Raw genomic sequence first — 26,258 nt, 5'->3', positions numbered from 1 at the left:
CCTTGAAAGAAAAGCTAAAACGTTGAGCCTGCTTAAGCATAAGATGTGCCAGGATTAAAATTGATTAAATTTCAATTAGTTGTATTTAATTGCGGCGTGAGGGCGAACAAAAGTGATGGTCAGGTCAGAACGAAAAATAACCTGTCGACACGAGTGACGAGCGGGGAAAACAAAATGTGATGGAGTTCAAATATTGCAGTAAAGGTGGAGGGCGACCCGGTCGGGCAGCCCTAAGAGGAAGGTGTGGCGATCAGGCGTTTTCTTTCAGCCAGGCGAGCACAATATCGTGGTGATTGCTGGTTTTGAAATCATCAAACACATGCTCGACTTTACCGTCAGCATCAATAAGGAAGCTGATACGGTGGATGCCGTCATAGGTTTTGCCCATAAACGACTTTTCACCCCAGACGCCAAATGCTTCGCAGACCTGATGGTCTTCATCAGAAAGCAGCGTAAAGTTGAGCAGCTCTTTTTCGGCGAAACGGGAGAGTTTTTCTGGCTTGTCGGTGCTGATACCCAGCACTTCCACACCCGCTTTCTTTAACTCATCCATGTTATCGCGCAGGCCGCAAGCCTGGACAGTACAGCCTGGTGTCATGGCTTTCGGGTAGAAATAGACCAGAACACGCTGTCCCTGGAAGTCGGCCAAATTTACTTGTTCTCCGTCTTGATCCGGCAAGCTAAATTTCGGTGCAATATCACCGGCTTTCAGTGGATTCATTACTTAACTCCATCCTGTTCATCATGCTGTGAATAGTTGACGATGTTTATACTGCCTTGTGCGTTCAGTTCTGTACATAGTGCTTTGAACGCCTGGTCAATATTTGATGCGTCTTGCGACGCCGGACTATGCGCTGTTATCTGAATAAACAGCTGTGGTGCGCCCGCGTCATTGCCAGGCTGTGTGCGGGAAACCAGCTCCGCGATATTCATCTCGTGTGCATCAAAAAGCGCGGTAAAACGCTCAATCAGATGCGGCGAATCAGGGACTTCAACCTGCACCCAAACGGTGGCTGGCATTTCAGGGCGCGGGCGGGCTTCGGTGCGTTTCATGACGATCAGCAAATCCAGTTCAGCACCTTTCAGCGGCAACGTCGATTCAATGAGCGTAATGGCGTTCCATGACCCGGAAAGCAGCATAATGAACGTGAACTCTTCCCCCAGCATGGCCAGACGGCTGTCTTCAATATTACAGCCGCAGCTACTGACGTGGCGTGTGATTGTGTTCACAATGCCAGGCCTGTCGGCCCCCAGCGCAGTGATAACCAAAAAATGTTGTGATGAGGCTGTCAAACCTGTGCTTCCTGTCAAACATGAGGTAATCATAAGGAAAGCATAAAAAAAACCGGCATACAACCGCCACAGAGCCTCAGGTCTCTTGCTTTTCTTACAGCACCGCACGTACCATTGAGAATCTTGTTTGCACAGAGGATGGCCCATGTTCACGGGAAGTATTGTCGCGCTTGTCACGCCGATGGATTCGCAAGGTAAAGTCTGCCGGTCAAGCCTGAAAAAACTGATTGATTATCATGTCGCCAATGGAACCTCGGCGATTGTTTCGGTAGGGACTACCGGTGAATCCGCCACGCTGAGCCACGATGAACACGGCGATGTGGTTATGCTGACCCTGGAGCTGGCTGACGGGCGCATCCCGATTATTGCCGGAACAGGTGCAAATGCAACCGCAGAGGCCATCAGCCTGACGCAACGTTTTAACGACAGCGGCGTAGTGGGCTGCCTGACCGTTACCCCTTATTACAATCGCCCGACCCAGGAAGGCCTGTTCCAGCATTTTAAAGCCATCGCTGAACATACTGACCTGCCGCAAATTCTGTATAATGTGCCGTCGCGCACCGGCTGCGATATGCTGCCGGAAACCGTGGGTCGTCTGGCGAAAATTAAAAATATTATCGGTATTAAAGAAGCAACAGGGAACTTAAGTCGCGTTCACCAGATCAAAGAGCTGGTTTCAGATGACTTTATCCTGCTGAGCGGCGACGATGCCACTGCGATGGACTTTATGCAGCTTGGCGGTCACGGTGTGATTTCCGTTACCAGCAACGTAGCGGCGCGCGATATGGCCGATATGTGCAAACTGGCGGCTCAAGGGCATTATGCCGAAGCGCGCGTGATCAACCAGCGTCTGATGCCGTTACACAACAAACTATTTGTCGAACCCAATCCGATCCCGGTCAAATGGGCATGTAAGGAGTTGGGACTTGTAGCAACCGATACGCTGCGTCTGCCGATGACGCCTATCACCGACCACGGTCGTGAGGTTGTCCGCGCAGCGCTTAAGCATGCCGGTTTGCTGTAAAGTTTAGGGAGATTTGATGGCTTACTCAGTACAGAAGTCGCGCCTGGCGAAGGTAGCGGGTGTTTCACTTGTGATGTTGCTCGCCGCCTGTAGTTCCGATTCACGTTACAAGCGTCAGGTTAGCGGTGACGAGTCCTATCTGGATGCTGCTCCGCTCGCTGAACTTCATGCGCCGGCCGGGATGATCCTTCCGGTGCAGAACGGGGATTACAACGTCCCTGTAACCAATGGCAGCGGCGCTGTTGGCAAACAGTTAGATATTCGCCCGCCGGCTCAGCCGCTGGCGCTGGTAAGCGGTGCGCGCACCCAGTTTACTGGCGACACTGCAACGCTGATGGTTGAAAAGGGCCGTAACAGCACGCTGTGGCCGCAGGTGGTAAGCGTGCTTCAGGCGAAAAACTACGCCATTGCCAAACGTGACGATGCGTCGCAGACCCTGACAACCGACTGGGTTGACTGGAACCGTCTGGATGAAGATCAGCAGTACCGTGGTCGTTATCAAATCTCGGTAAAACCGCAGGGGTATCAGCAAGCGGTGGTGGTGAAACTGGTGAACCTGGAACAAGCAGGCAAACCGGTAGCGGATGCCGCATCGCTGCAGCGCTACAGCGCTGAAATGCTGAACGTGATCTCCGCCGGGCTGGATCAAACCGCGACCGATGCGCAAAATGCCGCAGAAAAACGCAGCGTAACCTCGCTGGATGTTCAGAGCGCGGCGGACGACACCGGTCTGCCAATGCTGGTGGTGCGTGGTCCGTTTAACGTCGTGTGGCAGCGTCTGCCTGGCGTACTGGAAAAAGTGGGCATGAAAGTGACCGACAGCACGCGCTCTACCGGTAGCATGGCGGTGACCTACAAGCCACTGTCTGACAGCGGCTGGCGCGATCTTGGTGCGCGCGATCCGGGCCTCGTTTCCGGTGATTATAAACTGCAGGTCGGTGATTTAGACAACCGCAGCAGCCTCCAGTTTATTGATCCGAAAGGTCATACCCTGACGCAATCGCAGAATGATGCGCTGGTAGCCGCATTCCAGTCTGCCTTTAACCACTAATCCCGAAGGCCGGATCGTATCCGGCCTTTTTTATTATGGTGACGCAAACGTGTGCGTCGGCGTAAAATAGCCAAATTCGATTTATATCATCACACCTGGAGTAACAAAGATGCAAAAGCAAGCTGAGTTGTATCGTGGCAAAGCGAAGACCGTTTACAGTACGGAAAACCCGGATCTGTTGGTGCTCGAATTCCGCAATGATACGTCAGCAGGGGATGGCGCGCGCATCGAACAGTTCGATCGTAAGGGCATGGTGAACAACAAGTTCAACCATTTCATTATGAGCAAACTGCAAGAAGCGGGTATCCCGACCCAGATGGAAGCGCTGCTCTCCGATACCGAATGCCTGGTGAAAAAACTGGAGATGGTGCCGGTTGAGTGTGTTGTCCGTAACCGTGCCGCCGGTTCGCTGGTGAAACGTCTGGGTATTGAGGAAGGCATCGAGCTGAATCCGCCATTGTTCGATATGTTCCTGAAAAATGACGCCATGCATGATCCCATGATTAACGAGTCATACTGCGAAACTTTCGGTTGGGTGAATAAAGAAAACCTGGCGCGCATGAAAGAGCTTACTTACAAAGCCAACGACGTACTGAAAAAACTGTTTGATGACGCGGGTCTGATCCTTGTCGACTTCAAACTGGAATTCGGTCTGTTTAAAGGCGAAGTGGTGCTGGGCGACGAGTTCTCTCCGGACGGTAGCCGCCTGTGGGACAAAGAGACGCTGGATAAAATGGACAAAGATCGCTTCCGCCAGAGCCTCGGTGGCCTGATCGAAGCATATGAAGCCGTTGCGCACCGCCTGGGTGTGAAACTCGACTGATTGCCTGTCTGCGTCATAACCAGAGGGTCATGGTATCCTCTGGTTTTCTGCACCGTTTTTCCTGTGGTAATCCTTCCCTAAGCGCCTACGATCATATATACACTGAGTCCATTATTGGAATAGTGAGGTTGTTATGCGCTGGCAAGGGCGTCGAGAAAGCAACAATGTAGAAGACCGACGCGATGAGTCGGGCGGTCCGTTCATCCGGGGGCCGGGTTTTCGCCTGCCTGGCGGTAAAGGCGGGATCATTCTGCTGTTTCTGGTGATAGTAGCCAGTTATTACGGTGTCGACTTAACCGGCCTGTTAACCGGCCAACCTGTCAATCCCCCCTCACAGCAACAACACATTAACCCGCAGGAGGATGAATCCGCGCGTTTTACCAGCGTGATATTTGCCACCACCGAAGAGACCTGGGGACAACTGTTTGAAAAAATGGGGCGTCACTACCAGCAGCCTAAACTGGTGCTGTACCGTAATCGTTTCAATACGGGGTGCGGTACCGGGCAAGCCATTATGGGGCCGTTCTACTGTCCGGCGGACAGCAAGATCTATATCGACCTCTCTTTTTACGACGAAATGAAAACCAAACTGGGCGCGGATGGCGATTTTGCGCAGGGTTATGTCATTGCCCATGAAGTCGGGCATCACGTACAGAAATTGCTGGGTACTGAAGAGAAAGTTCGCCGCCTGCAGCAGAATGCCTCGCCGACGCAGGTTAATGCGCTTTCCGTACGGCTGGAGCTACAGGCGGATTGCTATGCGGGCGTCTGGGGGCACAGCATGCAGCAGCAGGGAGTGCTGGAGCCGGGCGATCTGGAAGAGGCGCTGAATGCCGCGCGGGCCATTGGTGACGACCGTTTACAACAGCGCAGCCAGGGGCAGGTCTTCCCGGACAGCTTCACCCACGGTACGTCGGAACAGCGCTATAGCTGGTTCAAGCGCGGTATGGACAGCGGCGATCCGGCGCAGTGCGACACGTTTAGCGGGCAGTTGTAATTCTTTGTGATGCAGGCATTTATTGAAGAGACCGCGCGGATGGCGCAGGAAGGCATCCGTCGGTTACTGGTGGTAAGCGGTCAGGCAGCGTGGTGCGAACAGCAAGCTGAGACGTTACGTGCAACTGTGCCGGGAGACTGGCTGTGGGTCGGTGAGCCAGCAGGCTGGTCGCCGCACTGTTCGCCGCGCGCGCTCGCAACCCTGCTCGGGCGAGAATTCCGCCATGCGATTTTTGATGCACGCCAGGGCTTTGATGTTGCTGCTTTTGCTGCACTGGGCGGAACGTTAAAGGCCGGAAGCTGGCTGGTGTTGTTAACGCCGCCGCAGGCGCAGTGGCCGCACTTGCCGGACGCCGACAGTTGCCGCTGGAGCGACACTGTCGATCCCATCCCCGTCCCCACATTTGTTCGACATTTCTGCCAGACCGCCGCAGCAGACGGCGAGACGGTACAGTGGCATGAAAATCAGCCTCTCATGCTTCCCCACTTTGCTGCCCGCCCGGCCTGGCATCCGGCAACGGGGGAGCCTGAACATGAGCAAGCGCAGATCCTTACCGCACTACGTACCATGCCGCCTGGCGTGATGGTAGTGACGGCCCCGCGCGGTCGTGGCAAATCGGCGCTGGCGGGTATGCATATCGCGCAGTTATCCGATCCAGTGGTGATCACGGCTCCGGCGCGTGCCGCAACCGATGTGCTGGCGCATTACGCCGGAGAACGCTTTACCTTTATCGCGCCGGATGCATTATTGCAGCAGATTGAGCGCACCGGTGCGCAGCCTGGCTGGCTGGTGGTGGATGAAGCCGCGGCGATCCCAGGCCCGTTGCTGCATGCCCTGACGGTCGCGTTCAGCCATGTGTTACTGACCACCACGGTTCAGGGATATGAAGGTACCGGTCAGGGATTTCTGCTCAAGTTCTGTGCGGGTTTTCCACGCTTGCGTCATTCCACACTGAGCACGCCACTGCGCTGGGCGAAAGGCTGCCCGCTGGAGCGCTTTATCAGTACGCTGCTGCTGTTTGACGATGCCCCCCCCGCTGATGTTCCGAAAGGCGAATGTGTGATGCAGCCGCTGGCACAGCGCGCATGGCAGCACAATCCCGCGCAACCTGCTGCGCTCTATCGCCTGTTGGCGAGTGCGCATTACCGTACTTCTCCACTCGATTTGCGGCGCATGATGGATGCCCCCGGACAGCATTTCTGGCTGGCGGAAAAAGCGCAGACGATCGTGGCAGCGTTGTGGCTGGTGGAAGAGGGGGGACTCAGCGAGGCGTTAAGCCAGGCTGTGTGGGCCGGTTTTCGTCGCCCGCGTGGCAACCTGGTGGCGCAATCGCTGGCGGCGCATGGTGGCAGTCCGCTGGCGGCAACCCTGCGCGGGTTGCGGATTAGTCGCATTGCGGTTCATCCCTACAGCCAGCGTGAAGGCATCGGTTCGGCGTTAATCACCCGGGCGCAGGCGAACAGTTGTGGTGTCGATTATCTCTCTGTCAGTTTTGGTTACACGCCCATGCTGTGGCGTTTCTGGCAGCGCTGCGGTTTTTTGCTGGTGCGCCTGGGCAGTCACCGGGAAGCCAGCAGCGGCTGTTACACCGCCATGGCGCTGTTGCCATTAACCACAGCCGGGCACGAATTAGCGGCGCGTGAGCAAGTGCGGCTGGCACGCGATCTGCCCTGGCTTTCCCACTGGCGGCAGGAAACGTTACCCCTTCCGTCGGCACAAACGGCTACCTTTAATGATGATGACTGGTGTGAGCTGGCGGGGTTTGCTTTTGCCCATCGCCCATTATCCGCAGCGATGGGCGCATTACACCGTTTGTTGAACCGTAGCGCGTTACCGCTGCTGGCGTTGCGAGGCCAGCTTACCGCTGGCGAGCGCGAGCAAACGCTGTGCGAGTGCTTATCTCTTTCTGGCCGTAAAGCCTTGCTGGCACAGCAGCGCGTGGAGGCGGCACAGGCTTTGTGTGCGCTTGATACGCAACGCACAGAAATGCTGAAAGAACAGGTGAGGAAACTGCAGTTTTTTTAACTAACTCCTTCAGTTAAATGGCATGGTCATTATTGCTCCCCGGCGTAAACTGCATCTATCAAATGAAGGAGACAACCATGAAACATGACCATTTTGTCGTGCAAAGCCCCCAAACTCCGGCGAAACAATTGCTGCTGCTGTTTCATGGCGTCGGCGATAACCCTGTCGGGATGGGCGAAATCGGTAGCCGGTTCGCCGCGCAATTTCCGGATGCACTGGTGGTCAGTATCGGCGGCGCCGAAGCCAGCGGTCCTGCGCCAGGGCGTCAATGGTTTTCCGTGGATGGCGTAACGGAAGAGAACCGGCAACAGCGTGTGGATGCCATTATGCCGGTGTTTATCGATACCGTGCGTTACTGGCAGAAACAGAGCGGGCTTGATGCCCGGGCGACGGCACTGATCGGTTTTTCCCAGGGCGCAATCATGGCGTTGGAAGGGGTAAAAGCCCAGCCCGATCTGGCCTCACGGGTGATCGCGTTTAATGGTCGCTATGCCACGCTGCCGCAGGCGGTTTCTGCTGCACATACCATTCACTTGATCCACGGTGGGGAAGACCGCGTTATCGATCTGGCCTGGGCCGTTGCCGCAGAGGAAGCCTTGCAGAGCCTGGGGGGCGATGTGACGCTGGATATCGTGGAGGATTTGGAGCATGCCATTGATGACCGCAGCATGGCGCTGGCGCTGAACCATCTGCGCTATACCGTGCCGAAGCACTATTTTGATGAGGCGTTAAGCGGTGGCAAACCTGATGACGACGATATCATTGAACTGATATAAAACAGCCACTCCCGGGGGGAGTGGCGTACGGTGCGTTACTTTTTCGGCTGGTCTTTTTTTGGCCAGTTGTCTTCATCATCCCACTTGTCGTTAAAATCACGATGGGGAGGAAGCTCCGGTTTGTTGGCGAGGAATTTTTTATGGTCGACGCGATTCAGATCTTTAATCACATTCAGTATCACGCCGAGTAAAAACACCAGCACCAGGATCCACCAGTATTTAGCAAGCCAGTCCATGCAATCCTCCAGACCCGTCAGGCGATGAGTTGTTCCATAATGCGTTGATACATACGGGCAAGCATCTGCAAATCCGCAGCATTCACGCATTCGTTAATCTTGTGAATGGTCGCGTTGACCGGCCCAAGTTCTACCACTTGCGCACCCATTTGCGCGATAAAACGGCCATCTGAGGTGCCACCAGTGGTTAACAACTGCGGTTTAATCTCATTATAGTGCTCAATGGCGTTCACGACCGCATCCACCAGTTTGCCGCGCCCGGTCAAAAACGGTTGCCCGGAGATCCACCACTCCACGGTATAACGCAGCTGATGTTTTTCCAGCAGCGCAATAACTTTTGCTTTGATCATCTCATCCGTCAGTTCAGTACTGAAGCGGAAGTTAAACTGCACAAACAGATCGCCAGGAATCACGTTGTTGCTGCCCGTACCGGCTTTGATATTGGCAATTTGCATACTGGTCGGTGGGAAATAGTCGTTGCCTTTATCCCATTCGATGCCCACCAGTTCGCTGATCATGGGGGCGGCGCGGTGCACCGGGTTATCGGCGAGATGCGGATACGCCACGTGGCCCTGTACGCCGTGGATAGTCAGGTTACAGGTCATGGAACCGCGGCGGCCATTTTTTACCACGTCGCCCACCACTTCAGTGCTCGACGGTTCACCTACCAGGCAGTAATCCAGGCGTTCGTTACGCGCCATCAGCGTTTCCACCACTTTGACCGTGCCGTTCGCGGCGCTGGCTTCTTCATCGGAGGTGATTAGAAATGCGAGGCGGCCTTTATGCTGCGGGTGCTGAGCGACGAATCGCTCGGCGGCAACGACCATGGCCGCCAGTGATCCTTTCATGTCCGCCGCGCCACGGCCAAACAGCATGCCATCGCGGATGGTGGGTTCAAACGGGGGATTGATCCAGCGATCCGCATCACCGGCCGGAACCACGTCGGTATGACCGGCGAAGGCCAGCGTTTCCCCCTGACCACGCCATGCCCAGAAGTTTTGCGTGTCGCCAAAATCCATCGGCTCAACGGTGAAACCGATAGCACGCAGGCGCGCAATCATTAACGCCTGACATCCCGCGTCATCGGGACTGAGAGAAGGGCGACGAATAAGCTGCTGTGTCAGCTCAATAACCGGGCACGACATAAACTACACCTCGTTGATAAACTTCTCATAACTGGATTCATTGAAACCCAGCAGCATAGGCTTACCGGGCGCGCAGAGCAATGGTCGTTTGATAATTGCCGGCATTTCCACCATCAGTGCAACGGCAGCATCGGCGTGGGTGATCGTGTCGCGCAGGGAGGCATCCAGTTTACGCCAGGTAGTGCCCCGTGTGTTCAGCAGAGCTTCCCAGCCCAGTTCTGCAATAAAAGTATGCAGCAGTTGTGCATCAATGCCGTCTGCCCGGTAATCGTGAAAGCGATAATCCACCTGGTTTTCTTCCAGCCAGCGACGGGCTTTTTTGATGGTGTCGCAGTTTTTGATACCGTACATTGTGAACATGGTGAATCCTTTTGTCTCATTTTTGGTTATTTGAACAAGAATTTAGAATAACGGATTTTAAAAAGAATATCATTCGCCTGTTAATGATAATTCAGCGAATATAGCCACTCTGCTCCAGCTTGAATAAACTCTCAGATGTTGCGCATACCATTCCGGTTGTTAAAAAGCGAAAACCATATTGTTGATAAAATCCCGTTTTTTCCGGCACTGAATAAATAAAGATTTTACCGTGAGGTAATAATGTTTTAACGATGTCCATCATTAATTGTTTACCATAACCGCGACCCTGCATTTGCGGAGCGACAACAATATCAGCCACATAGCTTGCCCATGTTAAATCGCTGATGGCGCGGGCTGTAGCGACCAGTTCGCCGTCATGGTAACCGAACCAGCAAAAGGTGCTGTTACACCACGCCTGCTCTACGAGGTCAGGCGGGCGCTGATTGAGCCCGCCTGCGGCGAGCAAGGCACTTAATTCCAACCAGTCAACCTCATTAATGGAATGTTTATCACACAATGTGAATGTCATTTCATTTGGCCCTAAAGTTTTTACGGAATATTGCCGTTACTCACATTAAATGACAGGTGAACGGCGCATAGTGAAACCAGTTATTAAACATACCCTGCAAACAACGATTAAAGCAATTGGTTGAAGTATCTTCACAGTGGCTGCTGTTTTAAGTAGAATGATCGCAATAATAAGAGAGGTAGTTATGATTGAACATGAACTGGGGAACTGGAAAGATTTTATCGAAGACATGCTTCGTAAATAACATCCAGAAGAATTATTAAGCAGTGACGGCTTATAGCTAAATGTGTGAAAGTATCCACATGAAAAAAGGCGACCCGCAGGTCGCCTTTTTTGTTTTCATCGCTTAATTCTCCCCTTTCGGGGAGAGGGGGAGTATCTTACTGCGCACGTTCTTTGAGCGGGAAGCGGCGGCGCACCAGCACAAAGAACAGAGGCACAAAGAAGATGGCAAGTAATGTTGCGGAAATCATACCGCCCATCACGCCGGTGCCTACTGCGTGCTGACTACCGGAGCCCGCGCCGGTGCTGGTGGCCATCGGCAGTACCCCGAAGACAAATGCCAGCGAGGTCATCAGGATCGGACGTAAACGCTGGCGGCAAGCATGCAGGGTCGATACCAGCAGATCTTCGCCTTTCGCATTCATATCATTGGCGAACTCGACGATCAAAATGGCGTTCTTCGCCGATAACCCGATTACCGTCAACAAGCCGACTTGGAAATAGACATCGTTTTCCAGCCCGCGCATCCATGTCGCTAACAGTGCGCCGATCACCCCAAGCGGTACGACCAGCATCACCGAGAAGGGCACTGACCAGCTCTCATACAGCGCGGCCAGACACAAAAATACCACCAGCAGGGATACCGCATACAACGCGGGTGCTTGTGCACCGGAGAGGCGTTCCTGATAGGACATGGCTGTCCATTCCAGACCAAAACCACCCGGTAACTGGCTGACCAGTTTTTCCATCACATCCATGGCTGTACCGGTACTGACGCCAGGGGCAGACTCACCCACAATTTCCACCGCGGCATAGCCGTTGTAACGCTCCAGACGGGGCGATCCGGTTTCCCAGTGCGACGTGGCGAAAGCGGAGAACGGTACCATGCCGCCGCTGCTGTTACGCACATACCACAGATTAATATCATCCGGCAGCATGCGGTATTTTGCCGCTGCCTGTACGTAGACCTTCTTCACGCGACCGCGATCCATAAAGTCGTTCACGTAGCTGGAACCCCATGCGGTTTGCAGCGTGTCGTTAATATCATTAATGGAGACCCCCAGCGCTTGCGCTTTGCGCTGATCGATATCGATCTGCAACTGCGCGCTGTCATCGAGGCCATTATGGCGGACGCGGGTTAATGTCGGCTCTTTGGCCGCAAGCTCAAGCAAGCGATCGCGGGCATTCATCAGCGCATCGTGGCCTGCTCCGGCGTGATCCTGTAGCTCCATGTCGAAACCGGCTGAGCTCCCCAACCCGCTGATAGCCGGAGGGCTACTGGCGAAAACGCGGGCCTCTTTAATCCGGTTAAAGGCTTTGGTGGCGCGTTCAATAATGGCGAAGGCGCTGCCGCTGTTCGGATCGCGCTCGTCCCAGTCTTTCAGACGAATAAACAAACGCGCGACGTTTTGCCCGTTACCGCCAGGGCCGGAGCCGACGGTGGCAAACACTGACGAGACATTCTCTTTTTCATGGGTGAAGAAATAGTCTTCTACCTTCTGCACCACTTTCAGGGTCTGCTGCTGCGTTGCGCCACTGGGTAATTGCACGGAAGTGGTGAACATCCCGCGATCTTCCTGTGGCAAAAATGACGTAGGCAGACGCAGAAACAGCAGCACCATGGCACCAATCAGCAACACATAGAGCAAAATCCAGCGCAGACTGCGGTGCAGAACCCGGCCTACCGCCGTTTCATAACGGTCGGCGTTACGGTTGAAGATGCGGTTAAAGGCCCCGAAGAACCCTTTTTGCCCGTGCAACTCTCCCTTGTGCAGCGGCTTCAGCAGCGTGGCGCACAGAGCTGGCGTGAGGATCATTGCCACCAGCACTGACAGCACCATCGCCGACACAATGGTGATGGAGAACTGGCGGTAAATGGCACCGGTGGTGCCGCCGAAAAAGGCCATCGGGACAAAGACTGCCGACAGTACCATGGCGATCCCCACCAACGCCCCCTGGATCTGCCCCATTGATTTACGCGTTGCTTCCCGTGGCGACAGCCCCTCCTCGGTCATAATGCGCTCAACGTTTTCCACAACGACGATGGCATCGTCGACCAGTAAACCGATCGCCAGCACCACCGCGAACATGGTCAGCGTGTTAATGCTGTAGCCAAAGGCGTAGAGCACAGCAAATGTCCCGAGTAACACCACCGGCACGGCAATGGTGGGGATAAGCGTGGCGCGGAAATTTTGCAAGAACAGATACATCACAAGGAAAACCAGCGCGATAGCTTCAAGCAGGGTTTTCACCACGTCGATAATGGAGGCTTTAACGAACGACGTGGTTTCGTAAGCGACTTTATACTCCAGACCATGCGGGAAAAAGGGCGCCAGCTCATCGAGGCGTTTTAGCACCAGTTCCGCCGTCGCCATTTCGTTAGCCCCGGAAGCCAGTTTTACCCCAAGACCCGACGCAGCTTTACCGTTAAAACGGCTGAGGTTGTCGTACTTTTCCGCACCCAGTTCCACCGTTGCGACGTCGCCCAGTTTGACTTCCGAGCCGTCCTGATTGACGCGCAACGTAATATTGCGGAACTGCTCCGGGGTTTGTAATAACGATTGGGCATTAATGGTGGCGTTCAGCGCCTGGCGATCAACCGACGGCGTTCCGCCAAGCTGACCAACGGCAATCTGCGCATTCTGCGAAGAGATAGCACTTGTCACGTCAGATGCGGTCATCTGATAGCTGTTGAGCTTCGCCGGATCGAGCCAGATACGCATCGAGTATTGCGTGCCGTAGGCATCAATATCCCCCACACCATTCACACGGCTGATAGGATCCTGAATGTTACTGGCGACATAATCGGCGATATCCTGTTTATCCATTGAGCCGTCGGTTGAGACAAAGGCGAGAGTCAGGATGTTGGTGTCACCGGTTTTACGCACGGTGACGCCCTGATTTTGCACTTTTTGCGGCAACTTACGCAGTGCCGATTGTAACTGGTTCTGTACTTGCTGGACGGCTTCGTCAGGGTCGGTACCGGCTTTAAAGTTAAGCGTGATCGTCGCCTGGCCCGTTGCGCTGCTTTGTGATGACATGTACATCAGGTTATCGAGCCCGGTCATGTTTTGCTCGATAACCTGCGTCACGGTGTTTTCCAGCGTTTGTGCAGATGCACCGGGATAATTAGCGGTGATACGGACGTTCGGTGGGGCTAAATCAGGATATTGTTCGACCGGTAAAGAAATAATGGCAAGTGTTCCCGTGAGACAGATCAGGATCGCCAGCACCCACGCAAAAATGGGGCGATCAATAAAAAAATTCGCCATCAGAAGCCAGACCTCTATTGCTGCGTATCGTTATAGTGACATTGCTTGCATCAATGTAGCGGCAATGCAGAAATCAATCGTGGAGAAAATAAGGATAAAATGTAAATTATCATGCCGGGTTAAGGCATAACTATGCAAAACGCGATTTAAGCAAAACTCCTTCCGCCAGATCATGTAATTCTATGCTTTTCTTTACATTGGTTGACGTTTTGGTTGGCCGGCATGCGGAAAGCGAAGCTGCACTTCCGTTCCGCCGCCCGACGGTGAAACAATATCCAGCGTGCCATTCAGTCTTTCTGCCCGCTCGTGCATGATGCTCAACCCATAATGTCCGTCTGGCTCCGCCGTCGTGCTCATACCTATGCCATTATCGCGAATATAGATGGAGTGCGCCCCATCGGGATCGGTGACGCAAGTGACGTTAATGTCGCTGGCACCGGAATGCTTGATGGCGTTGATAACTGCTTCGCGGATAATCTGTAGCACATTGATCTGCTGTTGAGCGTCCAGCGCCTGGGTTGGCAGGCGGCAATCCAGGCTTAGCTTCGCCTGAGTCTGGCTTTGCAGCAGATCCAGTGCTTCGCGCAACGCTGCGGTCAAATCACTCTGTTGTAGTGACAGACGGAAGGTGGTCAACAGCTCGCGCAACTGACGGTATGCGTTATTCAGCCCGCGAGAAAAATCATCAATGATGACATGTGCCGGTGCGTTTTCGTCCGGCACGGCGCGTTTCAGTAACGTTAACTGGATGCGTAAATACGAGAGCATCTGTGCCAGCGAATCGTGTAGCTCACGAGCAATCGTGGCGCGTTCCTCCATCAGTATCAATTGCTGATACTGTTTTTGCGCCTGATTGATATACAGCCCGCGCCCGAGAATGGTGGCGATACTGCGCATTAACGGTATAGAGGCATGCTGCTGTGCACTCTGCCAGCGCAACTCACCCAGAACGTTATCCTGCATATTCACTGGCAAACTGCCCAGCGGACGCTGCGGATCCTGTTTTCCCTGTTGCAGACACCAATTATCATCCGTCACCAGCTCCAGATAACTGGCCGCCTCATGTTCATAGACAATACGCAGGACATGGCGCAGTGAGTGCACATCAAGCTGGCTGGTGTTGAGCGCCTGCGAGCACTGGTACATCACTTCCAGACGACGATGCGCGTCATGCAGGTCGCGGGTTTTTTCCTCAACGGAGGCTTCCAGCGAGCGATACAGCTTTAACAGCTCGCCGGACATCCGGTCGAATGTCGAGGCCAGCAGGCCCAGTTCGTTATCAAGGTGAATATTGAGTGGCGGGTAAGAAAAGTGCCCCTTCTGGATTTGCTGGCTGGCGGTCATCAACTGGCGGAGCGGTTTCACCACGTGCTGGCGGATGCGGTGCAGAGTGAAAAATACGAGGAGGAAAATCCCCGTTGCGCCCAGCAGTGAAATGATCACCACCAGTATCATTTTGCGTTCGGCATAGTGCTGAAGTGCCAGCACAAACAGATCGATGTTGCCGACGTAACCCTGAATATTCTGCTGATACCACTGCGTATCATGCTGCGCCAGTCGCGCATCCATCTGTTGCCAGCTATCGTGCAATTGCCCATAACGCTGTTGAACATCCTGCGGGATATACCAGTGATGAAGATGTTGCAGCACCGGCGAATTCAGCGTCTGTTGATAGCGCTGTCGGTGCCCGACCAGCTTGTCGGGATCGGCGTGCAGATCGTAGCCGAGACGATAGCTTTGCATACGCAATGATCCGGCAATGTTAATGGCTTCCGCATCGCGCAGACTGCTGGCAAGGGTAATCAATGCGATACCTGTTGAGAGTAACGACAACAGGACAATATAGAAAAAGGCTTTGGCGAGACTGGATGACACAGGTCTTTTCACTGACACAGTCGCTGTTCCCGATTCCTGATGTTACGTGCGGCAAACGGCAGCGCGAACGCCCATCGAATGAAATTAGTGTTCAGAAATCCTGAAATAAATTGATCTGCTACAAGTTCGTGACAAATAGATAACCTATCTGGGCAATTGTACATTGCCAGCGTGAAACTGCCCCGGTAAATACAATGCTCATATAAAAAACAGGGTTTATTAAACCAGAAAAGAAGGGTGCCATGAATCGCTTTATTATGGCGAATAGCCAGCAATGTATAGGATGTCGTGCCTGCGAAGTGGCGTGCGTAATGGCTCACAATGAAGAGCAGCATGTCGTCAGTCCGGCACATTTTCATCCGCGCATTACGGTAATTAAACATCAGCAGCAGCGCAGCGCGGTGACCTGCCGCCACTGTGAAGCTGCACCCTGTGCCCGCAGTTGCCCGAACGGTGCGATCGGTCGTGTCGATGATGCCGTGCAGGTCGACCAGCAGAAGTGCATCGGCTGTAAGTCCTGCGTTGTCGCGTGCCCGTTCGGCACCCTGCAGGTCCTGGTAACGCCCATTGGCGAGGGGAGGGTGAAAGCCACCGCCCATAAATGCGATCTGTGCCGCGATCGGGCAGAGGGGCCGGCCTGTGCGCAAAACTGCCCGGCCAATGCATTACAGCTCGTAAACGGCGATGCATTGTCGGAGATATCAAAAGCGCGTCGTTTGCGTGCGGCCAGCCATGAAGCGCAGCCGTGGCACAGCGTTGCAGCGCTGGTGCCGGCATTTGACGATCGCAAAGTGCGGCAAATGCGTAAAACACCGCCGCGCGGTGAGCCGGACAAACTGCCAGTGGCGGCGCGTAAAACCGGTTTCGACGAAATCTATCTGCCGTTTCATGCAGATCAGGCGCACCGCGAAGCGGAACGGTGCCTGACGTGCGGTGAACACAGCATATGCGAATGGACCTGCCCACTGCACAACCATATTCCGCAGTGGATTGAACGGGTAAAAGCGGGCGATATTGCCGCAGCGGTCGAGCTTTCCCATCAGACCAACTGTCTGCCGGAAATCACCGGCCGCGTCTGCCCGCAGGATCGCCTGTGCGAAGGGGCTTGCACAGTGCGCGACGAATACGGCGCGGTCACCATTGGCAATATCGAACGCTATATTTCCGATCAGGCATTGGCACAGGGCTGGCTGCCGGATTTACAACAGGTGCAGGCGGTGAACAAACGCGTGGCGATCATCGGGGCCGGACCGGCGGGACTGGCCTGCGCCGATGTGCTGGTGCGTCATGGCGTGAGCGCAACGGTTTTCGATCGCCACCCGGAAATCGGTGGGTTGCTGACCTTCGGTATTCCCGCCTTTAAGCTGGATAAATCGCTGCTGGCGCGTCGCCGGGAAATCTTCAGCGCAATGGGCATCCGTTTTGAACTGAACTGTGAAATTGGCAAAGACATCTCCCTCGATACGCTGCTGGATGAGTATGACGCCGTGTTTGTGGGGGTAGGAACCTACCGTTCAATGAAGGCCGGTTTGCCGAATGAAGATGCGCCAGGGGTTTACGATGCGCTGCCCTTCCTGGTTGCCAACACCAGGCACTTAATGGGGTTGCCGGATAGCGTTGAAGAGCCCTTTATCAACACTGAAGGACTGAATGTCGTGGTGCTGGGCGGCGGCGATACAGCGATGGATTGTGTGCGTACCTCGCTACGTCATGGTGCCAGCAAAGTCACTTGCGCCTATCGCCGCGACGAAGCCAACATGCCGGGTTCGAAGAAAGAGGTGAAAAACGCCCGTGAGGAAGGGGCAGAGTTTGAATTCAATGTGCAGCCAGTGAACCTGGAACTGGATAGCGAAGGTAAGGTGTGTGGCATCCGTTTACTGCGTACGCAACTCGGTGAACCGGACGCTAAAGGCCGTCGCCGTCCGGTGCCCATTGCTGACAGTGAATTTGTGATGCCTGCCGATGCGGTGATCATGGCGTTTGGCTTTAACCCGCATGCCATGCCGTGGCTGGAACGCCATGGGGTTCGCGTGGACGACTGGGGGCGGATTTCCGCCAGTGTCGACAGCACCTACCGTTATCAGACCAGCAACCCGAAAATTTTCGCCGGTGGCGATGCGGTACGCGGTGCCGATCTGGTGGTAACTGCGATGGCAGAAGGTCGCCACGCGGCGCAGGGCATGATGGACTGGCTGGGTGTAAAAGCACCGGGTAAACATTAACGCTCTTCGCGACAAAACAGGCTCCACGGCGTAGTATGACGCCAGATTGTTAGCGCTTTGGAGCCTGTATGTCGCTGAAAATTGAAGTTATCAAAGATAAACTCCTCTCTGAAAATTACTTTATCCTGCGCAATATTACCTACGATCTGACCCGTCAGAACGGCGAAGTCGTGCGTCATAAGCGCGAAGTCTACGATCGGGGTAATGGCGCCACGATCCTGTTGTATAACCGCGAAAAACAGAGCGTGGTGCTGATTCGTCAGTTCCGTATTGCCACATGGGTGAACGGCAATGAAGATGGGCGCTTAATTGAGTCTTGCGCTGGTTTACTGGATGACGATGAGCCGGAAGTTTGTATTCGTAAAGAGGCCATTGAAGAGACCGGTTACCAGGTTGGTGAGGTGCGTAAAGTCTTCGAACTCTATATGTCGCCGGGCGGCGTAACGGAAATTGTGCACTTTTTTATTGCGGAATACAGCGATGCACAACGCGCTAATAACGGCGGTGGCGTAGAAGATGAAGACATTGAAGTGCTGGAGTTGCCGTTCCATCAGGCGTTATCCATGATGGCAAACGGTGAGATACGCGACGGCAAGGCGGTGATTTTACTGCAATACTTACAATCATCAGGAATAATGGACTGAATTTTAAGGTTTTTTGTTCCATCTTTCGGATGAGGCTATCCGACAAATCCGATTGAGCCAGCGCCCCCGGAAACCGAAGATACGGCACGTCGCGCTTCTCTTCTTCCGGGGTTGTACCATTCATGCGTTATCGCAGCTTATTCACCTTGCTCTGCGGTCTGTTTACCGCGCCTTTACTCCAGGCTGCGCCCGCACAGCAGACATTCTCCGACTGGCAGGTCACCTGCAATAACCAAAACTTTTGCGTTGCCCGTAACACCGGAATGCATGGCGGTCTGGTGATGACGCTTGACCGCAGTGCCGGGGCGCGCACCGATGCCGCACTGCGTATCGATCTTGGCGGTAAAGAAGCGCCGCCGGTAAAAGAGCCGCCGATTGCCGATCGCTTATTGCTGGATGAGCAGCCCCTGAAACTGACGGCGACACACTGGCAAATCTCCCCCTGGCATTTGATGACCGATAACGCCATTGGCATTACTGACTTCCTGAAAACGATTCAGGAAGGGCAGACCATCACGCTTGCGGGCAGTAAAGGCAAGATTTCGTTGTTGGGTCTTAAAGCCGCACTGCTGTTTATCGACACACAACAAAAGCGTGTGGGGAGCGAAACCGCATGGATCAAGAAAGGCGATGAGCCACCGTTAAGTGTACCGCCCGCGCCTGCGCTAAAAGAGGTAGCGCTGGTGACGACGATGCCCGTACCGCTCACCCACCAGGAGCTGAATGATCTGCTGGATTATGCCAACTGGCGTATGAATAACACCCAGTGTTCGCTGGATCCTATGCGCCGCGAGGTGCGTGTCACCGCGCTGACGGACGATAAAGCTTTGCTGATGATTGATTGCGAAGCGGGTGCGTATAACACCGTCGAGCTGGCATGGCTGGTTTCGCGGGAAAAACCCTTCGCCTCACGCCCTGTACGTTTGCATCTGCCATTCACACCGGATAACGGTAATGACGAAATGGAGCTGATGAACGCCACGTTTGATGAGAAAACCCGGGAACTGACCACCTTGTCAAAAGGGCGTGGTCTGGCGGACTGCGGCGTAGCGAGCCGCTGGCGTTTTGATGGGCAGCGTTTTCGACTGGCACGTTACGCCCAGGAGCCCACCTGCGATAACTGGCACGGCCCCGATGCCTGGCCGACGCTGTGGGTGACGCGATAAGCGTAAGTTATTTATAATCCTCCCGAATATTTTATCCGGGAAAGAGAGAATGAAGCACGTATACGCCCAATGGATTGCCGCCTGTCTGCTGTTCATCGCCGCCCTGCCTGCGCAGGCGGAGCTCAGTGCTGCCGACCGGCAGGAGATCACCCGGCAGGTTGAACGGTGGAATCACTATCTTAATGGCGAACAGAATGCCACCGGTAGCGATCTCTACGCCGCGCAGGTGCAGTGGTTTGGCCAGCCGCTTGCCAGTGACGCGGTACTGAACAAACAGCACGATTTTCAAACCCGTACGCCGCAATTTTCCCAGCGCATTATCAGCACCCTCGATATCGTCGACGATGAGGCAGGACAGGTGCTGGTGGAGTTTGTCAAACAGGCAGGCGTTGATGGCAAACAGGTCAAAAACTATCCCGCGCAATTAATGTTCAAAAAAGAGGCCGGTGGCTGGCGCATCAGTGGGGAAACGGATTTACTCACCCGGCTGAATCAAAAAGACACCGCCGTGGAAGGCCGTGTTGCCAAGGGCAAGTTTGACGGCGTCAATAAAGATATCGTCTGGCTTAGCGCCCGCGATCCGCAAAACGGCGGCAGTTGCGATATGGATGGCGACTGCCAGTGTTCTGTCTGGAGCAGCAACCCCGCTATTCAACCGGCTATTCTGCCGCAGTGTATTGGCGGCGGGGTGCAGGTGCTTTCGCAACTGGATGACAGCGGGCGCGACAGGGTGGTCATCTTCCCGGAGTGGTGGACCAGCGCCTGGCGGGTGGTGTATGTCTACGACATTCAGCAAGGGCAGTGGATTAAAGCCATTCCGTCGTTTCCGATGAACACCAATATGCAGGAAGAGGATGATGCCGCCACGCTGGTGAAGCGCGACCCGCAGCACAGCGGCAATGTGCTGGTGAAAAAAGCGCTCTGGGATGAGAAGCAGGAAGATATCATCACCCCGCAAAACAGCGAGGCATTGCAGGTGCTGAAATAAGATCACGCGCCAGCGAACAGTAAACGCTGGCGCGCCTTTGTGCTTATTTTTTCAGAACCGATTTGGCTTTCGCCACCACGTTTTCCACGGTAAAGCCGAAGTACGGGAACAGCTTATCCGCCGGGGCGGATTCACCGTAACCGGTCATGCCGACGATGGCGCCTTTCAGGCCGACATATTTGTACCAGTAATCGGCTATCCCCGCTTCCACTGCCACACGCGCACTGACGTTTGATGGCAATACCGATTCGCGCCAGGCGTCATCCTGCGCATCGAAAATATCGGTTGAAGGCAGGGACACCACCTGCACCTGATGGCCTTCCGCACTGAGCTGTTCGGCCGCTTTCATGGTGATCTCCACCTCGGACCCGGTGGCGATCAGGATAAGATCCGGTGTGCCCTGGCACGCTTTCAGGATATAACCGCCACGGCTGATTGCCTCCACTTGCTCCGGCGTTCTCTCCATTTGCGCCAGGTTCTGGCGAGACAGGATCAACGCGGTCGGGCCGGTATGCCGCTCGATCGCCAGTTTCCAGCCGACGGCGGCTTCGACCTGGTCGCAGGGACGCCAGGTGCTGAAGTTTGGCGTCAGGCGCAGGCTGGCCAGTTGCTCCACCGCCTGGTGAGTCGGACCATCTTCCCCGAGCCCAATGGAGTCATGGGTATAGACCATGATTTGCCGCGCTTTCATCAATGCTGCCATACGCGCTGCGTTACGGGCATATTCCACAAACATCAGGAATGTGGCGGTGTAAGGCACAAAACCACCGTGATGGGCAATGCCGTTAGCAATCGCCGTCATACCAAACTCACGTACGCCGTAATGGATATAGTTACCGGCGGGATCCTCTTTCAAGGAGGTGGAACCCGACCAGATGGTAAGGTTACTGGGCGCGAGATCCGCCGAACCGCCGAGCAGCTCCGGCAACAATGGGCCATACGTGTTGAGGGCATTTTGCGAGGCTTTACGGGTGGCGATTTTTGCCGGATTGGCCTGCAATTCGTGAATCCACTGCTGGGTGGTTTTTTCCCAGGCTTCCGGCAATTCGCCGCGCATCCGACGCGTAAACTCAGCGGCCAGCTCCGGGTATGCTTTCGCCCAGGCCTCGCGTTTTTCATTCCAGACCTGCTGGGTTTTTGCACCACGCTCACGGGCATCCCATGCCTGATAAATCTCTTTCGGGATCTCAAACGGCGGGTAGTGCCAGCCCAGTTTCTGCCGGGTCAACGCGACTTCTTCTTCTCCAAGCGCCGCACCGTGCGACTCCTCTTTCCCTGCTTTATTCGGCGAACCAAAACCGATAACCGTACGGCAGATAATCAGCGACGGTTTATCTTTCACGCTTTGCGCTTCCAGAATGGCTTTTTTCACTGCTTCCGGCGAATGGCCGTCAATATCGCCAATCACATGCCAGTTATAGGCTTCAAAGCGTTTGGCGGTGTCATCGGTAAACCAGCCTTCGGTTTCGCCATCAATAGAGATGCCATTGTGATCGTAAAAACCAATCAGTTTTCCGAGGCCCAAGGTGCCTGCCAGCGAGCTGACTTCATGAGAGATCCCTTCCATCAGGCAACCATCCCCCATAAACACATAGGTGTAGTGGTCGACAATGTCGTAACCGGGACGGTTAAACTGCGCCGCCAGCGTACGTTCGGCAATCGCCAGCCCGACCGCATTTGCCAGCCCCTGACCCAGTGGGCCGGTGGTGGTTTCTACGCCCGGTGTATAACCAATTTCCGGGTGTCCCGGCGTCTTAGAGTGCAACTGGCGGAAGTTTTTCAGCTCATCAAGCGATAAATCGTAACCACTCAGATGCAGCAGGCTATACAACAGCATCGAGGCGTGGCCGTTGGAGAGAATAAAACGGTCGCGATCGTACCAGGTCGGGTCCGCCGGGTTATGGTGCAGAAAGTCGTTCCACAGCACTTCAGCGATATCCGCCATCCCCATTGGCGCACCAGGGTGGCCGGAATTGGCTTTTTGCACTGCGTCCATACTCAGGGCGCGAATGGCGTTAGCTAGCTCTCTACGGGACATAGTTCACTCCGTGGCAAAGGGTTAAAGTTTTGCGGCGATCAGATCTTCCAGTTTGCGTTGGTCTACGGCGAACTGGCGGATGCCATCCGCCAGTTTTTCCACCGCCATCGGATCCTGGTTGTGCTCCCAGCGGAACTCCGCTTCCGTAAGCGGTTCCGGGCGATGGAAGGTTTGCCGCGACGGCACCAGCTTGCGTTCAACCGTGCCTTCCTGCGCCTGCAACTCTTTCAGCAGCGCCGGGGAGATGGTCAGACGGTCGCAGCCTGCCAGCGCAAGGATCTGCTCGGTGCGGCGGAAACTGGCGCCCATCACGATGGTGGTATAGCGATGTTGTTTGAAGTAGTCGTAGATGTTGCGCACCGACTTCACGCCGGGGTCTTCGTCCACCACATACGGGTCAAGCGGTTTGCGGTCGTTATACCAGTCATAAATACGCCCCACGAAAGGCGAGATAAGAAACACGCCCGCCTCGGCGCAGGCGCGCGCCTGCGCAAACGAAAACAGCAGCGTCAGGTTGCAGTTGATACCCTCTTTTTCCAGCGCTTCTGCTGCGCGGATCCCTTCCCATGTGGATGCCAGTTTGATCAGGATGCGTGACTTATCGATCCCCTGATCGTGGTAGAGCTCCACCAGGCGGCGCGCTTTGGCGATGCTTTTTTCTTTATCGTAGGAGAGACGGGCATCGACTTCAGTCGATACGCGTCCCGGTATGCTTTTCAGAATTTCCGCACCGAAGTTAACCGCCAGTTTGTCGCTGGCTTCTGCCACTTGCTGCTCCTGGGTTTTACCGCGCGCTTTACCGTAGGCAATGGCGTCGTCAATCAGGTGGGAGAAGTGTGCCAGCCCGGCTGCTTTCAAAAGCAGAGAGGGATTGGTGGTGGCGTCTTCCGGCTGATAGTGGCGAATAGATTCGATGTCGCCACTGTCTGCCACCACGGTGGTGAATTGTTTCAGGCCGTCTAAATGATTCATGAAAATAACTCCTTTAAAAGCAAAGTGTTACTGGAGTGCTTTCGTTCGCACTTTTGTGAGGATGAGAGGTGCATAACAAAAAAGCATAGCAGACGGGCACCTGACCTGCCGTTAGTGACCGGTAACAAAAATGTGATGAATTGATAGCAACTTTGTTTATGGAATGACGAGATTTTGGCTATGTTCAAAGTTTGCCGCTGCTTCAGGGGCCATACTAGGCGGCGCATCGGGATCGTAATCACGCTTTATCACACTGAAAGCAACGTGAAAGGAACCTCAAATGGATGACCAGTTAAAACAAAGTGCCCTCGATTTCCACGAATTTCCTCGTCCGGGGAAAATTCAGGTGTCCCCGACCAAGCCTCTGGCCACCCAGCGCGACCTGGCGCTGGCGTATTCGCCGGGTGTTGCGGCGCCGTGCCTTGAGATCGAAAAAGATCCGCTGGCAGCCTACAAATACACCGCGCGCGGTAATCTGGTGGCGGTCGTGTCCAACGGTACCGCCGTGCTGGGGCTTGGCAACATTGGCGCGCTGGCCGGTAAACCGGTAATGGAAGGAAAAGGGGTGCTGTTCAAGAAATTCGCCGGTATCGACGTGTTTGATATCGAAGTCGACGAGCAGGATCCGGACAAACTTATCGATGTGGTTGCCGCGCTGGAACCGACGTTCGGCGGCATCAACCTGGAAGACATTAAAGCGCCGGAGTGCTTCTATATTGAAGCCAAATTACGCGAACGCATGAATATCCCCGTGTTTCATGACGATCAGCACGGCACAGCGATTATCAGCACCGCCGCTATTCTGAATGGCCTGCGCGTGGTAGAGAAAAACCTCTCTGATGTCCGCATGGTCGTTTCCGGCGCAGGCGCAGCCGCTATTGCTTGCATGAACCTGCTGGTGGCGCTTGGCATGCAGAAACACAACATTGTGGTCTGCGACTCGAAAGGGGTGATTTACAAAGGGCGTGAGCCGAATATGGCGGAAACCAAAGCCGCCTACGCGGTGGAGGATGACGGCAAACGCACGCTGGCGGATGTGGTGGCCGGTGCGGACATCTTCCTTGGCTGTTCCGGGCCGAAAGTGCTGACACCGGAAATGGTGAAAGAGATGGCGCGCCAGCCGTTGATCCTCGCGCTGGCTAATCCGGAACCGGAAATTTTGCCGGACCTGGCGAAAGCGGTACGCCCGGACGCCATTATCTGTACCGGGCGTTCGGACTATCCCAACCAGGTGAACAACGTGCTGTGCTTCCCGTTTATTTTCCGCGGCGCGCTGGATGTGGGCGCTACGGCGATTAACGAGGAGATGAAACTGGCGGCAGTCAACGCGATTGCGGAGCTGGCCCATGCGGAGCAAAGCGAAGTGGTGGCGTCTGCCTATGGCGATCAGGATCTGAGCTTTGGCCCGGATTACCTGATCCCGAAACCGTTCGATCCGCGCCTGATTGTGAAAATCGCACCGGCAGTGGCGAAAGCTGCGATGGTGTCCGGCGTGGCGACAAGACCGATTGCTGATTTCGATGCCTATGTCGATAAACTCACCGAGTTTGTCTACAAAACCAATCTGTTTATGAAACCGATCTTCGCCCAGGCCCGCAATGCGCCTAAACGTGTGGTGCTGGCGGAAGGGGAAGAGCCGCGCGTACTGCATGCCACTCAGGAACTGGTGACGCTGGGGCTGGCAAAACCGATCCTTGTCGGGCGACCGGGCGTGATCGAGATGCGTATCCAGAAGCTGGGTTTGCAAATCCGCCCGGGTGTTGATTTTGAAATTGTGAACAACGAATCCGACCCGCGTTTTAAAGAGTACTGGATGGAGTACTTCACGATCATGAAACGACGGGGGATCACCCAGGAGCAGGCGCAACGTGCGGTGATCAGCAATACCACTGTGATTGGCGCCATCATGGTTCATCGCGGAGAGGCGGATGCGCTGATTTGCGGCACCATTGGTGATTACCACGAGCACTTTAGCGTGGTGCAGGAGATCTTCGGTTATCGCGATAACGTGCACACCGCCGGTGCGATGAATGCGTTGCTGCTGCCGAGTGGCAACACCTTTATTACGGATACCTACGTCAACGAAGATCCGAGCGCGGAACAGCTGGCAGAGATCACCTTGTTGGCGGCGGAAACGGTACGTCGATTCGGGATTGAACCGCGTGTGGCGCTGCTCTCTCACTCACAGTTTGGTTCCTCCAGTGCCCCGGCGGCGGTGAAAATGCGCGATACGCTTGCGCTGGTGCGTGAACGTGCGCCGGAGCTGATGATTGACGGAGAAATGCACGGTGATGCCGCGCTGGATGAGGCTATCCGCCATGAACGTATGCCGGATAGCCCGTTGAAAGGGGCGGCGAATATCCTGATTATGCCGAACGTTGAGGCGGCGCGTATCAGCTATAACCTGTTGCGCGTCTCCAGTTCGGAAGGGGTCACCGTCGGGCCGGTGCTGATGGGGGTGGCGAAACCGGTGCATGTGCTGACGCCCATTGCTTCCGTTCGCCGTATCGTCAATATGGTCGCGCTGGCGGTCGTTGAAGCACAAACGCAGCCGCTGTGATGCGTTACGCCATCAGGTAATCCGTGCCTGATGGCGATTC

The 26,258-nt window shown here is 54.8% G+C and carries 22 protein-coding genes; 12 read left to right on the top strand and 10 right to left on the bottom strand.

Features of this window, described 5'->3' with window-relative positions; translation table 11 throughout:
- Positions 1–250 precede the first annotated feature (250 nt).
- Both bcp and GA0061071_RS02675 read right to left on the bottom strand, forming a co-directional pair.
- Positions 251–721 carry a thioredoxin-dependent thiol peroxidase gene (gene bcp / locus GA0061071_RS02680; protein ID WP_061493760.1) on the bottom strand — a complete coding sequence of 157 codons (471 nt, stop codon included), beginning with the start codon at positions 719–721 and terminating at the stop codon, positions 251–253.
- Positions 721–1,293, bottom strand: coding sequence for a glycine cleavage system transcriptional repressor (locus GA0061071_RS02675; RefSeq protein WP_209446702.1), 573 nt, complete (start codon positions 1,291–1,293; stop codon positions 721–723). The genes bcp and GA0061071_RS02675 overlap by 1 nt, the downstream gene beginning before the upstream one ends.
- Positions 1,294–1,438: 145 nt before the next feature.
- Between GA0061071_RS02675 and dapA the strand changes: the two genes are divergently transcribed.
- The 6 genes from dapA to ypfH all read left to right on the top strand — a co-directional run bounded on the left by dapA (position 1,439) and on the right by ypfH (position 7,989).
- The gene (dapA, locus tag GA0061071_RS02670) at positions 1,439–2,317 is read left to right on the top strand and encodes a 4-hydroxy-tetrahydrodipicolinate synthase (protein WP_061493762.1); all 879 of its coding nucleotides are present in this window, start codon (positions 1,439–1,441) and stop codon (positions 2,315–2,317) included.
- 16 nt (positions 2,318–2,333) lie between these two features.
- Positions 2,334–3,368 (top strand): outer membrane protein assembly factor BamC, encoded by a 1,035-nt coding sequence (gene bamC, locus GA0061071_RS02665; protein WP_061493763.1) that lies wholly within the window; start codon positions 2,334–2,336, stop codon positions 3,366–3,368.
- Between the two features lie 109 nt (positions 3,369–3,477).
- Positions 3,478–4,191 (top strand): phosphoribosylaminoimidazolesuccinocarboxamide synthase, encoded by a 714-nt coding sequence (gene purC / locus GA0061071_RS02660; RefSeq protein WP_088238192.1) that lies wholly within the window; start codon positions 3,478–3,480, stop codon positions 4,189–4,191.
- A gap of 133 nt (positions 4,192–4,324) precedes the next feature.
- Entirely contained in the window at positions 4,325–5,188 is an 864-nt protein-coding gene (ypfJ, locus tag GA0061071_RS02655; protein WP_088238191.1) for a KPN_02809 family neutral zinc metallopeptidase, read from the top strand.
- 9 nt (positions 5,189–5,197) lie between these two features.
- The gene (locus GA0061071_RS02650; protein WP_088238190.1) at positions 5,198–7,213 is read left to right on the top strand and encodes a tRNA(Met) cytidine acetyltransferase TmcA; all 2,016 of its coding nucleotides are present in this window, start codon (positions 5,198–5,200) and stop codon (positions 7,211–7,213) included.
- Positions 7,214–7,290: 77 nt separating this feature from the next.
- The gene (ypfH, locus tag GA0061071_RS02645) at positions 7,291–7,989 is read left to right on the top strand and encodes an esterase (protein ID WP_088238189.1); all 699 of its coding nucleotides are present in this window, start codon (positions 7,291–7,293) and stop codon (positions 7,987–7,989) included.
- Between the two features lie 35 nt (positions 7,990–8,024).
- Here the strand turns inward: ypfH and GA0061071_RS02640 are convergent, their stop codons facing one another.
- The 4 genes from GA0061071_RS02640 to GA0061071_RS02625 all read right to left on the bottom strand — a co-directional run bounded on the left by GA0061071_RS02640 (position 8,025) and on the right by GA0061071_RS02625 (position 10,259).
- On the bottom strand, positions 8,025–8,225 hold the full coding sequence (locus GA0061071_RS02640) for a YpfN family protein (protein ID WP_088238188.1): 201 nt from the start codon (positions 8,223–8,225) through the stop codon (positions 8,025–8,027).
- Positions 8,226–8,242: 17 nt separating this feature from the next.
- Entirely contained in the window at positions 8,243–9,370 is a 1,128-nt protein-coding gene (gene dapE / locus GA0061071_RS02635; protein WP_061493769.1) for a succinyl-diaminopimelate desuccinylase, read from the bottom strand.
- Between the two features lie 3 nt (positions 9,371–9,373).
- Positions 9,374–9,730, bottom strand: coding sequence for an ArsC family reductase (locus tag GA0061071_RS02630; RefSeq protein WP_061493770.1), 357 nt, complete (start codon positions 9,728–9,730; stop codon positions 9,374–9,376).
- 91 nt (positions 9,731–9,821) lie between these two features.
- Positions 9,822–10,259 (bottom strand): GNAT family N-acetyltransferase, encoded by a 438-nt coding sequence (locus tag GA0061071_RS02625; RefSeq protein WP_061493771.1) that lies wholly within the window; start codon positions 10,257–10,259, stop codon positions 9,822–9,824.
- 184 nt (positions 10,260–10,443) lie between these two features.
- Between GA0061071_RS02625 and ypfM the strand changes: the two genes are divergently transcribed.
- Positions 10,444–10,503 carry a protein YpfM gene (gene ypfM, locus GA0061071_RS23225; protein ID WP_087867655.1) on the top strand — a complete coding sequence of 20 codons (60 nt, stop codon included), beginning with the start codon at positions 10,444–10,446 and terminating at the stop codon, positions 10,501–10,503.
- A 136-nt stretch (positions 10,504–10,639) separates the two neighbouring features.
- Here ypfM and acrD read toward each other — a convergent pair whose 3' ends face one another.
- Positions 10,640–13,753, bottom strand: coding sequence for a multidrug efflux RND transporter permease AcrD (gene acrD / locus GA0061071_RS02620; protein WP_088238187.1), 3,114 nt, complete (start codon positions 13,751–13,753; stop codon positions 10,640–10,642).
- Between the two features lie 192 nt (positions 13,754–13,945).
- On the bottom strand, positions 13,946–15,646 hold the full coding sequence (gene narQ, locus GA0061071_RS02615) for a nitrate/nitrite two-component system sensor histidine kinase NarQ (protein ID WP_088238186.1): 1,701 nt from the start codon (positions 15,644–15,646) through the stop codon (positions 13,946–13,948).
- A 224-nt stretch (positions 15,647–15,870) separates the two neighbouring features.
- On the opposite strand from narQ, the gene aegA reads away from it, so the two are divergent.
- The 4 genes from aegA to GA0061071_RS02595 all read left to right on the top strand — a co-directional run bounded on the left by aegA (position 15,871) and on the right by GA0061071_RS02595 (position 20,648).
- Positions 15,871–17,850 (top strand): formate-dependent uric acid utilization protein AegA, encoded by a 1,980-nt coding sequence (gene aegA, locus GA0061071_RS02610; protein ID WP_088238185.1) that lies wholly within the window; start codon positions 15,871–15,873, stop codon positions 17,848–17,850.
- A gap of 68 nt (positions 17,851–17,918) precedes the next feature.
- Positions 17,919–18,494 (top strand): GDP-mannose pyrophosphatase NudK, encoded by a 576-nt coding sequence (nudK, locus tag GA0061071_RS02605; RefSeq protein ID WP_088238184.1) that lies wholly within the window; start codon positions 17,919–17,921, stop codon positions 18,492–18,494.
- Positions 18,495–18,616: 122 nt separating this feature from the next.
- Complete coding sequence (locus tag GA0061071_RS02600; RefSeq protein WP_088238183.1) at positions 18,617–19,660, top strand: DUF1176 domain-containing protein; 1,044 nt, start codon at positions 18,617–18,619, stop codon at positions 19,658–19,660.
- A 49-nt stretch (positions 19,661–19,709) separates the two neighbouring features.
- Positions 19,710–20,648, top strand: a complete 939-nt coding sequence (locus tag GA0061071_RS02595; protein ID WP_088238182.1) for a hypothetical protein — start codon at positions 19,710–19,712, stop codon at positions 20,646–20,648.
- A gap of 43 nt (positions 20,649–20,691) precedes the next feature.
- Here the strand turns inward: GA0061071_RS02595 and tkt are convergent, their stop codons facing one another.
- Together tkt and tal are read right to left on the bottom strand one after the other, a co-directional pair.
- Positions 20,692–22,686: a transketolase gene (tkt, locus tag GA0061071_RS02590; RefSeq protein ID WP_061493778.1), complete on the bottom strand. Its 1,995-nt coding sequence runs from the start codon at positions 22,684–22,686 to the stop codon at positions 20,692–20,694.
- 21 nt (positions 22,687–22,707) lie between these two features.
- Entirely contained in the window at positions 22,708–23,658 is a 951-nt protein-coding gene (tal, locus tag GA0061071_RS02585) for a transaldolase (RefSeq protein WP_061493779.1), read from the bottom strand.
- 280 nt (positions 23,659–23,938) lie between these two features.
- Here tal and maeB point away from each other — a divergent pair, with 280 nt between their 5' ends.
- On the top strand, positions 23,939–26,218 hold the full coding sequence (maeB, locus tag GA0061071_RS02580) for an NADP-dependent oxaloacetate-decarboxylating malate dehydrogenase (RefSeq protein ID WP_088238181.1): 2,280 nt from the start codon (positions 23,939–23,941) through the stop codon (positions 26,216–26,218).
- Positions 26,219–26,258 lie beyond the last annotated feature (40 nt).

This window comes from Kosakonia oryzendophytica (assembly GCF_900094925.1).
Lineage (GTDB): Bacteria > Pseudomonadota > Gammaproteobacteria > Enterobacterales > Enterobacteriaceae > Kosakonia > Kosakonia oryzendophytica.
Note: the sequence above shows the minus strand (reverse complement) of the source record. Positions and strands in the feature narration are given on the sequence as shown.